The sequence below is a fragment of the Dorea sp. AM58-8 genome (assembly GCF_003464045.1).
Classification (GTDB): Bacteria; Bacillota; Clostridia; order Lachnospirales; family Lachnospiraceae; genus Claveliimonas; species Claveliimonas ammoniilytica.
In genome coordinates, this window is sequence record NZ_QSDM01000012.1 from 70,701 (window position 1) to 84,836 (window position 14,136).

Sequence of the window (14,136 nt, forward strand, 5' to 3'; positions counted from 1 at the left end):
TAATATTTGTATGAAAACAGACAGTCCTTAGACTGCCTGCCATACACTACTTATCGTTGTGGGAAAATCAGATTGAACTGCACATTCCCCTCGCCGGGATCAACCATTTCCACAGTTGCTTCATACTGTCTCCCTGTTTTTCTGGATACCAGATCCTTATAATGGATTTTTCCTTTAGCCAGGAACTTCTTTGCTGCCGCCTTATCCATCTTTTTCCCCTGGCTTGCAAGGAATTTATCATTCTTCCATAAGGTAAAAGCACAGTTCCGATCAGAACAGTAAAAGTTTACTTTTCCTTCCCTGACATCAGCTCCACAGCGGGGACATTTGCCAATGACTTCTCCTTTTGCTTTTCCCTGAAACTTCTCTTTCTTTTCTTCTGAAATCCCCTGATATCTGGCAACCAGTTCCTGCATCAGCTCTGTAATCCCATTTAGAAATTCATCTGCTGTCTCTGTATTCTGGGCAATGTGATTCAATGCCATTTCCCACTCTGCTGTCATCTTCGGAGATTTAATCTCATCCGGCAGAACCGTAATCAGTACATTGCCATCATCTGTCGGCACCAGATTTTTCTTTTCCCTTTTCACAAAGCCAGACTGAATCAGTTTTTCAATGATTGCTGCCCTTGTTGCCGGTGTGCCAAGTCCTTTCTTTTCTGTATCTCCGGTCAGTTCTTCATTCCCTGCACGTTCCATTGCAGAAAGCAGGGTATCTTCTGTGTATTGTTTCGGTGGCTGTGTAAAATGCTCCGATACAAAAGAATCACAAGGGCCGTAATGCTTGCCTGCCCAGATATCCAGCTCCGGCTCTTCTTTCTCAATCTTTACGCCAAAGAACTGTTTCAATTTATTTTCGATCGCCTTGAATCCTTCCTGCTTTGTTTTCTTTGCCGTGAGATAAAACGTATGATAATTACAGGTAATCTGACATTTATGGCTCTCATAAATATAAGGATCTGCGGTTGCTGTCAGTACCCTGGCACTGATCAGATACAAAATCTTACGGTTTCGTTCTTTCAGTTCACCAATATCTGCTTTGGCTACTTCCATAGTCGGGATAATCGCATGGTGATCAGATACTTTCTTTGAATTTAATACCTTACTCACGTCTGGCTGATATTCCAGACCTTCAACATAAGGCATTTTCCCAAGTAACATCTGAATCAGAGTTTCTGTGCTTTCTTCCATCTCATCTGTCAGATACTGGCTGTCTGTTCTCGGATAAGTGACAAGCTTCTGCTCATACATCTCCTGCACGGCATCCAATGTCTGCTGTGCGGTATAGCCAAACATTCTGTTTGCTTCCCTCTGAAGAGTGGTCAGATCATAGAGTTTTGGAGGGCGTACCGTCTTCTCTTTCACATCATCCTTTTCCACTTCGCACATCCGCTCCAGGCAGTCCGCAGCCACTTTATCTGCATCCTCCTTTTTCTGAAAATGCTCTGTAACCGCATCCATATCATCAAACTTGATATGAGCCATATAATATTTTTCTTTGGTAAATTCCTTGATCTTCTGATTTCGATCCACGATCATGGCAAGTGTTGGTGTCTGCACTCTTCCAACTTTCAGATTCTGGTTATACAGAACGGAAAAAAGACGGCTCGCATTGATTCCCACCAGCCAGTCTGCCTTTGCCCTGCAAAGTGCTGACTGATAGAGACTGTCATAACACGAACCGTCTTTTAATGACGCAAATCCATCTTTAATTGCCTGTTCTTCCATGGAAGAAATCCAGAGCCGCTTCATCGGCTTTTTGCATCCTGCCTGCTCATACACCAGACGAAAGATTAACTCTCCTTCACGTCCTGCATCAGTAGCACAGATCACTTCATCTACATTGGAATCTCTCATCAGTTTTTTCAAGATTCCGTACTGCTTCTTTGTTCCATCCAAAACCTTGTGTCTCCAGCATTCCGGCACAATCGGCAGATCTTCATATCTCCATTTTTTATATTTTTCATCGTATTCCGATGCATCGCATAATCCAACCAGATGTCCTACGCACCAGGAAACGATATAACCGTTTCCCTCCACGTAGCCATCTTTTCTTGTTCTGGCTCCCAGTACCGAAGCCAGTGCCATCGCAACCGATGGCTTTTCTGCAATCACTAATTTCATTTACTCCTACTCCTCTTCTTCATCTTCCAGTACATCATCATTAAAATCTTCATCTCTCAGAATTTCCGGTTCTGCACTTTCTTCCTGCTCATCTGCATCGTCTACTTCCCGTTTTCTGACTCTGAATCTTCGGATTCATCTTCATCCTCTTCCATCTCATCCTCGTCATCATATTCATGCTTTGGTTTATAGACTTTGAAGTAATATCCTCCTGCCGCAGCTCCGACTGCAACCAGTACGATCAAAAGATACGTTCCAAATGAACTTTTATCTTCCGGCATCTGGATGTCATCCTCTACCTTATCTTTCTCGGATGACTCTGTCGTTTCCGGTTTTTCTTCCTCTGCTTTTTTCTCTGGTTCTGCATAAACCGTATCCACTTCCGGAAGTGTCACCGAATCAGAAAGTGTGAAGTTCATCAGATCTTTTTCACTGACTTCTGTAAGAAAATACACATTATCCTGAGATTTTGAATTGTCAATAATCAGATAGAAAATCTTACCACTCTTAGTTGAAATGGTATAAAACTCTTTTGTTCCTTCCGTAGCTGTTTTAGTAACAGAATCTGCTGTCTCGCCTTCTTTATTAAGCTGTTCCTCAATACCTGTCACTGTCCGATCATCCACGGTTCCTTTTGCATCTGTCGGCTCAGAAGCCTGTGCATCCTGCGGAAGCGGTGAAGTCGTTGTTTTCTCAGTCCCAGTTGCATCTGCACTGGTCGTGGTTGCCATTGCACCATTACTGTCACTGGAAGTTTTCTGTTTCTCTGCCTGCTTCTTTGCCCATTCATAGTAAGGATTCTGCAACACATACTTTTCAGAAGTATTTCCAGCACCGTCTGTTACCGTAATCTCAATCTGTTTTGTAGTAAAATCTTTCTGTGTCAGTTGCACTCTCAGCATTCCATCCTTCAAGTCTGTATAAGTGGTGCCATTGACTGTTACCGCAGTAATCCCGGATACTGTATCATTCCCCTGAATCGTCAGCACACCATCTGTCAGAGAAGCAGAAAGTGTCGGCTTTTCCGTGTCATAACACTTAATAGAGCGATTCTGCTCATAGACCTTTCCCTCACCATCTGTCACACGCACATACACTGTCTGATTTCCAGTGATCGTGATACTTCCGCTTCCGGTTACATCCTGCCAGCTTCCATCTTTTCCTGCTTTCGCTTCAATCTTTGCTATTGAGAAACCTTCCGGCATATGGCTGGCATCTACCGTAACAGCAATGGTTGTTTCTCCCTGTTTCCAGCCATCCGGTTTCTCAATCGTAATCGCAGGTGTGGTATTCTCAGCTGCATAAGCAGTCTGTGTCTGAAGCAAAGGTGTTGTCAGGCAAAGAAATGTCGTTGCTGCAAGCAAGCCCTTTTTTACCCTGCTTTTAGTAATTGTTCTCTTCTTCTGTTTCATTTTTTCCAGATTCATCATCGGCTTTTGTTTCCTCCTTCTGTATTTCCACCCTGCCGGGCAGTTCATTTTTCATTCTCTTTTTGAAAGCTTCCAATTCAGGAATACTCATATCCATTGCACGGATAATTCTTACAATTTCCAGATTTTCCGCTTCTGTTTTTGCAATCTCCGCAGCCTTGAACCGCTTTAAGTCTGCTTCATATCTGGCTTTGGATGCTTCCATTTTTTCCTTGGCTTTCTCATAATCCGCCGTTGCTTTTTCAAGACTTTTCATCGCTTCTCCTTTCCGGACGGCTGATGCAGCCGCCCTTTTTTCTTACCATCGTCCAAATCCATAGAAATGGCTCTGCCAGTATGGTGAATTGATGGACGTGTACTGCACCGGATGACCGCAATGGATCATCTGACCATTGCCTACATAGATTCCAATGTGCGTTACCGGAACTCCTGCATCATAAGTGCCTGTAAAAAAGATCAGATCTCCCGGCTGTGCTTCTGACTGAGATACCGGCGTGCAGATGTCATACAGTCCCTGTGCAGTCAATCTTCCTGTATTCCTTACACCAGAGTTTGTCAGGCAGTAACTTACAAATCCAGAACAGTCAAATCCACTTGGAGAATATCCACCCCACACATACGGTGTTCCTAGATATCTCGCTGCTTCGTTCAACAAACGCTGTGCCGCTTCACTGGTGTATTCATTGCCGCCAAAGCCTGCCCCTTCTCCAGTTTCCAGATAAAAGATCGGGTTTAAGCGCTCTCCATTTTTCAGAAGTTCAATATGAAGATGGCTTCCTGTAGAATTTCCAGTATTTCCTACAAGACCAATCTCATCACCTTTCGTGACGGATACACCTGCAGATACACTCCGGCTGCTTAAATGTGCATACCGCAGTTCATAGCCTTTACTGTCCTTGATCACAACATAATTGCCATAGCTGTCGTTATAAGCAGAAGTTGTAACCGTTCCGGTCAGCCCTGCCATTACTTTTGTTCCCTCCGACGCTCCGATATCCATACCATTATGAAGCTGATTTGCTCCTGAAATTGGATGAATCCGATATCCATAATAACTTGTCACACTGGAATACCAGTTAAAATCAACCGGTGTCGCAAACATCTGTAAATTACCTTTCGTATCGTTATAGGCACTGAACAGTTCTTTCTGGAAAAATCCCAGCCTGTCCTGACAGATCGACATCAGATTTCCGCTGTTTAAGGTGACATTCAGCACATCTACATCTCTTGTCCTGGTCACTTCCACTTCCTGGCTTCCATTATCATCTGCCAGATAGCATTCCCAGGTCTTATGACCATGTGCGGATGCTGCCGCATGACTGTCATAATAGACATCAAACTGTACACCGTATCTTGCGAAAGCTCCGGTATCTTCTACCGTATATTCGACACCATTCATGACCACCTTTGTTCCCATTGGAACAAACGGATTGGAAGCATCTACTGCTAAGGTATGATTGGCTGTTGGATATGCTCCACTGGCAGTCGGTCCTCCACTCCAAATACCACAACAGATTGGACAGTTACAATATCCGCTTGTTACAACCTGTCCCAAAGATTCTCCAACTCTTACTGTTGCTGTCTCTGTCACAGTTTCATTGACTGCTTCAGTAGTCAGATGATATTGCTCTGCAAACAATGCATCCAGTTCCGGCTTGACCTGTTCAAAAGTAAACTCCTCATACTTTGCTGACAGATAACTGATCAGGATAAACGGATCATGCTCAATAGGTCCGATGTTATATCGGTATTCCTCATGTCCCGGTTCTTCAGATTCCATGTTGTTAATCCGCTCCTGCAGATTAGCTTCCAGCTGTGTATAATACAGTTCCGCTTCCCGGATTGCTTGATCCGATGACAGATAACTGGTTCCCGTGTAAGTGATCACATTTTGTAAAAACACTGCAGAGCATGACGTGACATTCGTTATAATCAGAAACATCAATCCGATCAGAACTGCCACACTGATATACACCTTCCGGTTTTCTTTAAAGAATTGGTGACTTTGCCGCCAATCTTCTTGATATAATCAATCGTACCTTTTGTAGCTGTACCTACGGTCTGTTCACTTCGCTTTGCTTTGGCATAATCCCGTTTGATCTGTTGCTTCTGAATCTGTTTTTTTAGCTTCTTCTGCTCCTGACGGGCTGCCGCCTGTGTCTGTTTCTCTGCCTGTCTCTCCAGTCTGCTTCTCTTTCTGGAAGCCCTCTGTTTCCTTCGTCTGGCACTTCTCTGTTCCAGCCGGTAAATACCTTCGCATCCTTCTTCCAACTTATGGGCACCTTCTACTGCCGCATTATCGTCTTCATTTTTACTGATCTCACGGTGCAATGCTGCGGAAGTTGCACTTCCTGCTTTCTTAACAACAAAAGCTTTTTCTGTTTTCACAGATTCCCCTTCCCCAAACTTCAGGCGGGATTTCTTCTTTCCAGAACCCTCTCCTTCATTTGCCTGATAAACCTGTGCCTTCTTGGAATGCTGCTTTGCTTCCTTTTTCTTTCTTGCTTCCTCATAAGAAAACTTTTTGGCTTTTTCCTTCTGTTTCTGATGACGGAAATTGACTCCATCCGCATCCATCTGGTTCAGCTTCTCTGTTTCCCTATCACTTTTCACAGAAGCACCAGTCTCCTCATAAGCAAATTTCAGACGCTGTTTCTGCTTTGGTTTCTTACTCCCACCATTCTTCTTACTCCGGCTGTCCCCTCTGTTTTCTGAAAGATCCGCACGTTTTTCTTTCAGTCTCCCTGACTGGCTGGCTTCGGATTTTTCCGCAAGTCTGGATTCTTTTCCGACTTCAGCACGAATTCTTTTCCGGTTTTGCTGCTTTCTATTTTGTCCAAAATCCTCACTTTGCTTCTCTGTTCGCATCAGTTCCGGTGCATCCCTGGATTTTTGCACAGAAGGACGGATATTTTTCCCACTCCGTTCAGACTGGCGGGGAGACTTATCCACAAGGTTTTCTTCTTTTTCCCCCTGTTTTATTCCCATCTGTACATCACTGGCACGATTACTGACACGAACAGAAGATTTATCTGTCAGGTTTTCTTCCACCAGACCATCTTTGGTCATCTTCTGGACTTTCTTATCCCTGACTTTCATTCTCTGTTCTGCCACTACTTACTCCTCCTTCTTCGGATACCCTTTCCCTGCCTGTAACAAACAGAGAAAAGCGATGCCAAAAACAGCACCGCCACTAAAAGTTAATACATATGAAATTGCTCGTAACATTGTTTTCTCCTTTGATTTAATCTGCTTCGGAAGTCTCCTCTAAGCGGGTTGTCATGATTTTATAGAGGGAATTCTTCGGGAATCTGTCTACAAATGGGATAATGACATTTCCATAGAACAAAAGTCCTTCCCCCTCATTACTGTTGGTTACATAGGACAGCTGGGTTGGTGAGATATTCAGCTGTTTTGCCAGAATCTGCCTGTCTCCAGAAGCCTGATTGAGCATATAAATGAAGTCTGAGTTTTCAAAAATGTTTTCAATTTCCCTGGAAGACAGCAAATCCTTAATATTCTGGGTGATGCCAGTTGGAATACCACCCCATTTACGGAATCTCTTCCATATCTCCACACTATAAGCTGCGGTCTGCTCTTCCTTCAAAAGAAGATGGAACTCATCCACATAATATCTGGTGGACTTATGGGCAGAACGGTTCATCGTTACCCTGTTCCAGACCTGATCCTGGATTACAAGCATCCCGATTTTTTTCAGCTGCTTACCAAGTTCCTTGATGTCAAAGCATACAATGCGGTTATTGATATCCACGTTTGTCTGATGATTAAACACATTCAAAGAACCTGTAACATAAATCTCCAATGATGTGGCCAGTCGCTGTGCTTCCGGCTCTTCCTGTTTTCTCAGAAGATTATATAAATCCTCCAGGATTGGCATCTTCTCAGGTACTGGATCGGCAAGGTATTCCTGATATACTAACCGCACACAACGGTCAATAATGGTCTTTTCTACCGGCTCCAATCCATTCTTTCCTCCAACAATCAGTTCACACAAAGACAGAATAAAATCTGCTTTCAATGACAGCGGATTATCTTCCTCAGAATAGTTCAGGTTCAGATCCATCGGATTGATATACTGGTCAGATACTGGCGAAACCCGAACTACCTGCCATGCAGTGCCTGCACAAGTGCCGAATACTCGGCTTCTGGATCGCAGACGATGATATCGTCTTCTGTAATCAGAAAACAGTTCGTAATTTCCCTCTTTGCTGAGAACGACTTACCAGAACCCGGTGTACCAAGAATCAGTCCATTCGGGTTCTTCAGGCGTTTCCGGTCAACCATGATCATGTTATTAGACAAGGCATTTAACCCATAATAAAGAGCTTCCCCTTCCTGAAACAGTTCCTGTGTCGTAAATGGCACAAAGATTGCAGTTGATGATGTGGTAAGCCCTCTCTGGATTTCAATTCGATTGACTCCAAGCGGAATACAGGACATAAGTGCTGCTTCCTGCTGATAATCCAGCTGTTTTAAGGAACAATTATATTTCTGTGCGATCCCCTGCACCTGGAAAATATTATTATCCAGCTTCTGACGCTTCTTTGCGGTATTCATAACCAGAACCGTTACAAGGAACATTCTCTCATTTCTGGACTGCAGATCTTCCAGCAAGTTCTTCGCTTCTTCTCCATAGGTTACAAGGTCCGATGGAAGCACGTCCATATCATAACCGGAACGTACCGCTCGTTTCTGCTCTTCGATCTTCATCTTATCCAAATCTGAAATCTTGCTCTTGATCATCTTGATCGCTGAACTCTGGTCAATAGACTGGATATGGATGTTGACATTGATACTGTCATCTACATCCAGGAAATCTGCAAGCATCCGGTCTGTCAGCTCTGGTGCAAGAATCTGCAGGTAACTTACACTTCCCATCGTTCTTCCCATCAAAAATGTCTGATTCTTGGAAAAGTTAAAGGAAGTCGGTGCAATAAAATCTTTGGTCTTTAATCCGGTTTCCGGAAGCATCTTATACTGGAACTTAAATGGTTCGATCCGATCCTGGTTGAACACATGATACAGAATCTCCAGCCTTTCCAGACCATTCAAGGAATGTGCCTGTGCTCCCAGAACCTTAAAGTTGTTTAAGATATCTGTTTCGATTCTTTCAAGCCTTGGTCTTGCTACCTTCAGACTCTCTGCTTCAATTCCAAAAGTGATATACTTCGTCTTTACCAGACCATTATTTCCCTTGGAAAGCTGATTTTTCAGCATAGTACGGTACTCTTCACGAATGGCATTGAAGTCATCGTTCTGATCCGGAATGTCAATGCTTTTCTCAAATTCTGCCACATCCACCTGCTGATTGATAAAGGACAGCTGCACACTGATGGAAGAATCAAAGTAATTTAAGAAATCACAGTAATTCTCAAATATCGTGGTCTTATCCTCGTTTAAAGCCAGCTGATAATTGATGTCGTAAAACTGAATCGTCTTGGAGAAAAAGGTCTTTGTCACCTGGCAGATACCATCCTGCAACATCCGAATATACGGAATACTCTGCTGTGCAGTTGTAGGAATACTTTTCTGTTTCCTTCGGTCCCGCTCCTGTTTCTTCCTACGCTTTTCCTGTTCTCTTTCTTTTCTGCTTTTTTTGTTTCTTCTTTCCTGACGGTTTCTTTTTTCCGCCAGGGACAGACGCTCCTGCTGAGCCTCCTGCTTTGTCTTTTTTGCCATCCGGCACACCCTCCTTTTTTACAAGGGTGGAAATCTCCTGATAAAAATTTTCTGTCTTATATGGTCTTACTGCCGGACAGATAAACTTCTGTCGAATGATATTTGCCACCACTTTTTCAAAGGGAAGCCCGTCTTTTTCATACATTGCCATGAAGAAAAACGGAAGCATGACCGTTACCATCAAAATGGCAGCGATACTGGAACCGATTGGTTTTCTCATGAACAGATAAAACGGAATTCCCACAACTGCGGCAAGTGAAAAGAAAATCAACTGCCGCTTTGTCAGATTTAATGCTACTTTTGTTTTGACCTTGGTAAGGTCTTTTGGTACTGGTACATACGCCATGGTATGCGCTCCTTTCCTGCCCGTTAGTGGGCATTGAATATCGATTTGCTAAGGCTTCCGGTCTTGAATAATGAAAATGCAAGAATCACGGTATAAGCCGCTACTGAAAACATTGCTGCATGAAGGTCACTGGATATGGTCATTGCATTTACTAAAACTGCATAAATTCCCACACAGACCATCATGAAGAATCCCTGAAATGCCAGTGCGAACAAGCCTTTTAAATAGTTGTTTCCGATATTGCCCCATTCCTTATTGGTCATGGTGGCAAACGGAATTGGTGCTATGGAAGTATAAAGGTAAATTTCTATCATTCTTCCGAACAAGATTACCGTAATGATAATTGACAGAATGTGCATGGTAACACTGATCAACATCGTTTCCATGGATAGCAGGAACAAATCCCCTAACTCCATATCCTCCAGGGCATCCACAATCCGTGAAATTGCTTCTGTTGCATCCACCGCAGTGTTTCCTGATATCACCCCGGCGGCATTGTTGACCACATGCTGGCCAACATCAAAGACCGCCATCGTGATATTGAACGTATTTGTCACCAGATAAATGGCTACATACGCTTTGAAGATCCAGAGGAAAATGTTATAAGTCTCAAATTCATGAAAATTGTTTTTTTGTGTTACCATCGTGATCAATTCATAGCACAGGACAAAGGTGATGATCAGTCCCGCAATGGGGACAATCACCGTTTGGGATATATTCTGAATCAGATTAAAAATCCCTGCATTCCATCCCTGCGGTGTCTGTCCCACCTGCCCGGCTATGGTTCCCACCTGCTCATTGACAGACGTGAACATGTTATCCAAACATGACTTGATAAGTCCAATCAGGATATCCTTTATCGCTTCCGTAATTCTCTCAATGATGGTGTTCATCTACCACTCCTCTTAAGAGAACAATGTTGCCAGCTGTGGAATCAGGGTAGTTCCCAGCAGCATGATTCCGGCACCAGCCATCAGCTGTTTGATGCCCTGGCTCTTAGCGCCGGGATTGTCATTTCCATATCCTTCCAGAAGGTTTACGACACCCCACACACCAAGACCTGCGCCGATTGCGACTACAAGAGTTTTTAAAGTTGTAATTGCACTGCTAAAAAATGCCATATATTCATAAACCAAAACTGACTTCTTTCAGGTGTTTACGGGAATGAAAAAACACCGACTAAAAAGCCGGCGCACCTAATGTCAGTTATTCCTTTCCTCATTATTTTTCGTTCATTCCCAAGGTTACTCCGACAGTTCTACATGAATCACTTCCACCTCTTCTTCGGGTTTCGGTGTGTACTGCGGATTTAACTCTTTCTCTACTTTGTACCGGTTCTTCTCGTTTTCATCTGCAAGAAGCCGATAGTTTTTGTGTTTCGTGATATCATATTTATCCGAGAAAAATGGTCTGGCACCACGGATCTGCAGGATACATTTTCCTCCATCCATGACTGCAATCTCATCTTCCGTCATCAGCTGTTTGCCTGTTTTCTGGTAATTCAATCCAAAGGACTTCTGATTACTCCTCGTCTCCGAAGTGTTATACAGGTCAATGGTTTCCTTCCCCAGAAGCTCACTCATTTCCTTTAAGGTAGTTTTCTCTTTTCCACCAAGGAATAGTGTGGTATCACAGTTGCCCAGAATGGTATCTGCACTATCCTTATACATTGCCTTTAACTGACTCTGGGACTGCAAAATAATAGAAGCAGAGATTTCCCTGCTTCGTATGGTTGCAATCAGCTTGTCAAACTGAGGAATCTGTCCGATGTTGGCAAACTCATCAGCGATGACACGCACATGCACCGGAAGTCTTCCACCATATTCATCATCTGCCTTATCGCAAAGCAGATTGAAAAGCTGTGACTGTAACATGGCAATCACAAAGTTAAAGGTTGTATCTGTGTCGGACATAATCAAGAACAAGGCTGTTTTCCTGTCTCCGATCTTATCCAGTTCCATTTCATCATAAGACATGATCTCACGAAGTTCTGCGATATCAAATGGGGCAAGTCTGGCTCCACAGGATATCAAAATACTTTTCGCTGTCTTTCCAGCCGCCATTTTATATTTTTTATACTGTCTGACCGCAAAGTGCTGCGGATCTCTTTCTTCCAGTTCCTGGAACATCATATCCACCGGATTCTGATAAGTTTCATCCTCTTCACGGGTTTCGCTTTCGTTCAAAAGATCCAGAAGGGTATTCAGATTCTTTTCCTCTTCATCCCCTTCATACCAGATAAAAGCAATCAGTGCTGTGTACAGCAATTTCTCTGCTTATAGTGATAGGTAAGGTTTTGATATTATCTCCACCTTTTCCCCCACTTCACACCGGACATGCGACTTTCACCGCATCCGGCGCTCCATCGATTGTCTTCACAAGACATTTAATCAGTCACCAAATTTAAGTTTTATATTATTGCTGACAGGTTCGCCTGCTCTCGCAGACTATTGATTTTCACGAGCATCTTTTTTGTGATATTGAGTGTTTTTATCAGGTCTTTTATTGCTGCTTGGGGCAGTTCTTGTAACAGAATCAGATATTTTTTGTGAATCAGAACCATGTTTTTATATCTTTCAAATCCACCAAGTGATCCTGGTACTTTGAGCCATACAGCTACATGTTCCGCATCTGCGAATTCTTCTCCACTGATTGCACATTTTCCCTTTTGAGCAGAAAATAAAGATATTTTACTGTCATGGTATTCTGTGCTATGACCAACGGATATTTTTTCTCTCAGTCCTTTCAGAACATACTGATTAAGGTTAAGTTCTGTATGAATCAGAGCACGACCTTCTTTTGTATAACTACAAACGATTGATCGCTTCGCCATCGGTATTTTATTTTTGATGAATGCAATCGGATAGATCATCTGGTCAATTCCTGAAACATATCGAATCATTTTTGACTGTCCGAATCTTTCCTTTTCTGCTTGGGTGATAGTTCCACCCTCACGTTTTAGCATACTTCCTGTTTCTGTATTTAACCTGTTCGTCAAAACTGTCATTACTCGCCTATGGAATTCTCTGCAATCAATACTGATACAGGTGGCAAGCTGATAGTAATTCTGTATGCCTAACACCATGGAGTTATATAGCTGAATTTCTGATAAACAACTTTTTTTCTCTCTGGGTTTTGCGATGTTTTTCGCTTGTTCCACTAGCTTTGCTCTTTCAATTTCAACCTTTTTGTCACAGATTGCCGACTGCACCACATATTTATGATGCTTCAACCTTACCCTTATTTTGAATCCAAGAAACTCTGACCACCGTTTTCTGGTGTTCACAATCCTTGTTTTCTCAGGAGACACCTCTAATTTCAACCTCTCTTCAATCCACTCCGTAACCGCTTCTTTTGTCCTGACTGCGTCCTCTTTCGTTCTACAGAAAATCCTAAAATCGTCCGCATACCGAATGATATGCATTTCTTTCATTTCTGTGTTTTTCATAATCCTATAACCATGGCTTTTATCAAAAACCTTAGTTTTTCCGATTATTCTTTCTCGCCCTCTGCTTATAGCAATTGGATTTTCCTCCCATTGACTGGCTATCCACCAATCCAATTCATTTAGAACGATGTTTGCCAGTAGTGGTGAGATAATTCCTCCCTGTGGTGTACCCTTGTCGGGCAATACCGTTGTATTATCGGGCATTTTAATTGGAGCTGTTAGTATTCGCTTGATAATAAAAATCAGCGTTTTATCATGGATACCCAGCGACCATATCTGTCTGATTAACTTGCTATGATTTACGTTATCGAAAAATCCTTTAATATCAAACTCAATAACATAATGAAGGTTCATCATTTGAAGCATGGTGTAGGTTCTGTTAATGGCATGTTCAACGGATCTGTTCGGACGAAATCCATAACTATTATTGCTGAACTTTGCTTCGCAGATTGGTTCCATGATCTGCTTGATACATTGCTGTATCAGCCTATCCCATATGCATGGGATTCCCAGCGGACGTGTTTTTCCGTTTGGTTTCGGGATATCTTTCCGTCTTACAGGCTTTGGTCTGTAGCCGTGTTCGCTTCCCGTAACAATAAATCTCACTCTTTTTACCACATCATCAGGAGTTCGACTCCCAATATCTGTGATGTTCTTTTTATCTGTTCCTGCCGTGTAGCTGCCTTTGTTCGCTTTGATGTTTCGGTACGCAAGTAAAATGTTATCCCTGCTCACTATCAAATCCATAAGATTCTCAAATACTTCACCGTTCTGACTTTTTTGATATAGTTCATCAAAAGTATCTTGCATTCCATAGTACTCCGCATGACGCAGGTCATCTACACATAATGTTTTACTTTTCTTTGGCATAAGGCATCACCTCCTCTCGAAAGTGACCCTTTTGGTCTTACTCGTAATCCTTATCATAAGACTGAATAATGCCTGTTTATTTCAACCGACTTGTGACCATTCCTCCGAGTTCCTCTTTTTCGCAGAACTCATCATAAGTTCGATCACGGCTTTTCAGCACCAGTTCACCTGCTTATTTTCTTCGTCAGGCTATCCCATAATGGAATCTGATGCCTTTCC

The 14,136-nt window shown here is 42.8% G+C and carries 8 protein-coding genes and 3 pseudogenes; all 11 read right to left on the bottom strand.

Annotated elements, in window-relative coordinates; genetic code table 11:
• Positions 1-50: 50 nt before the first annotated feature.
• The gene (locus tag DXA18_RS09970; protein ID WP_118383791.1) at positions 51-2,123 is read right to left on the bottom strand and encodes a DNA topoisomerase 3; all 2,073 of its coding nucleotides are present in this window, start codon (positions 2,121-2,123) and stop codon (positions 51-53) included.
• Between the two features lie 101 nt (positions 2,124-2,224).
• Positions 2,225-3,553 carry a CD1107 family mobile element protein gene (locus DXA18_RS09975; protein ID WP_330424528.1) on the bottom strand — a complete coding sequence of 443 codons (1,329 nt, stop codon included), beginning with the start codon at positions 3,551-3,553 and terminating at the stop codon, positions 2,225-2,227.
• Complete coding sequence (locus DXA18_RS09980; protein ID WP_008688068.1) at positions 3,507-3,809, bottom strand: DUF4315 family protein; 303 nt, start codon at positions 3,807-3,809, stop codon at positions 3,507-3,509. Before DXA18_RS09980 ends, DXA18_RS09975 begins: the two co-directional genes overlap by 47 nt.
• A 42-nt stretch (positions 3,810-3,851) precedes the next feature.
• Positions 3,852-6,652, bottom strand: a pseudogene (locus DXA18_RS17620) (CD1108 family mobile element protein).
• An 18-nt stretch (positions 6,653-6,670) separates the two neighbouring features.
• On the bottom strand, positions 6,671-6,781 hold the full coding sequence (locus tag DXA18_RS09990; protein WP_008688066.1) for a hypothetical protein: 111 nt from the start codon (positions 6,779-6,781) through the stop codon (positions 6,671-6,673).
• A gap of 16 nt (positions 6,782-6,797) precedes the next feature.
• A pseudogene (locus tag DXA18_RS09995) lies at positions 6,798-9,253 on the bottom strand (VirB4-like conjugal transfer ATPase, CD1110 family).
• Positions 9,135-9,599: a PrgI family protein gene (locus DXA18_RS10000; protein ID WP_092073132.1), complete on the bottom strand. Its 465-nt coding sequence runs from the start codon at positions 9,597-9,599 to the stop codon at positions 9,135-9,137. The pseudogene DXA18_RS09995 and the gene DXA18_RS10000 overlap by 119 nt, the downstream one beginning before the upstream one ends.
• A gap of 23 nt (positions 9,600-9,622) precedes the next feature.
• A complete protein-coding gene (locus DXA18_RS10005; protein WP_118383792.1) occupies positions 9,623-10,492 on the bottom strand; it encodes a VirB6/TrbL-like conjugal transfer protein, CD1112 family in 870 nt (289 codons plus the stop codon).
• 12 nt (positions 10,493-10,504) lie between these two features.
• The gene (locus DXA18_RS10010) at positions 10,505-10,720 is read right to left on the bottom strand and encodes a Maff2 family mobile element protein (RefSeq protein WP_017144663.1); all 216 of its coding nucleotides are present in this window, start codon (positions 10,718-10,720) and stop codon (positions 10,505-10,507) included.
• A 123-nt stretch (positions 10,721-10,843) separates the two neighbouring features.
• Positions 10,844-11,875: pseudogene (locus DXA18_RS10015) on the bottom strand (VirD4-like conjugal transfer protein, CD1115 family); the annotation flags it as partial.
• 134 nt (positions 11,876-12,009) lie between these two features.
• Entirely contained in the window at positions 12,010-13,917 is a 1,908-nt protein-coding gene (gene ltrA, locus DXA18_RS10020) for a group II intron reverse transcriptase/maturase (RefSeq protein WP_109258339.1), read from the bottom strand.
• Positions 13,918-14,136 lie beyond the last annotated feature (219 nt).

What these genes read in the sequence shown, in the direction of transcription:
- ltrA (WP_109258339.1), bottom strand. Translation starts at nt 13,917, where the DNA reads ATGCCAAAGAAAAGTAAAACATTATGTGTAGATGACCTGCGTCATGCG.
- DXA18_RS10010 (WP_017144663.1), bottom strand. Translation starts at nt 10,720, where the DNA reads ATGGCATTTTTTAGCAGTGCAATTACAACTTTAAAAACTCTTGTAGTC.
- DXA18_RS09980 (WP_008688068.1), bottom strand. Translation starts at nt 3,809, where the DNA reads ATGAAAAGTCTTGAAAAAGCAACGGCGGATTATGAGAAAGCCAAGGAA.
- DXA18_RS09975 (WP_330424528.1), bottom strand. Translation starts at nt 3,553, where the DNA reads ATGATGAATCTGGAAAAAATGAAACAGAAGAAGAGAACAATTACTAAA.
- DXA18_RS09970 (WP_118383791.1), bottom strand. Translation starts at nt 2,123, where the DNA reads ATGAAATTAGTGATTGCAGAAAAGCCATCGGTTGCGATGGCACTGGCT.
- DXA18_RS09990 (WP_008688066.1), bottom strand. Translation starts at nt 6,781, where the DNA reads ATGTTACGAGCAATTTCATATGTATTAACTTTTAGTGGCGGTGCTGTT.
- DXA18_RS10005 (WP_118383792.1), bottom strand. Translation starts at nt 10,492, where the DNA reads ATGAACACCATCATTGAGAGAATTACGGAAGCGATAAAGGATATCCTG.
- DXA18_RS10000 (WP_092073132.1), bottom strand. Translation starts at nt 9,599, where the DNA reads ATGGCGTATGTACCAGTACCAAAAGACCTTACCAAGGTCAAAACAAAA.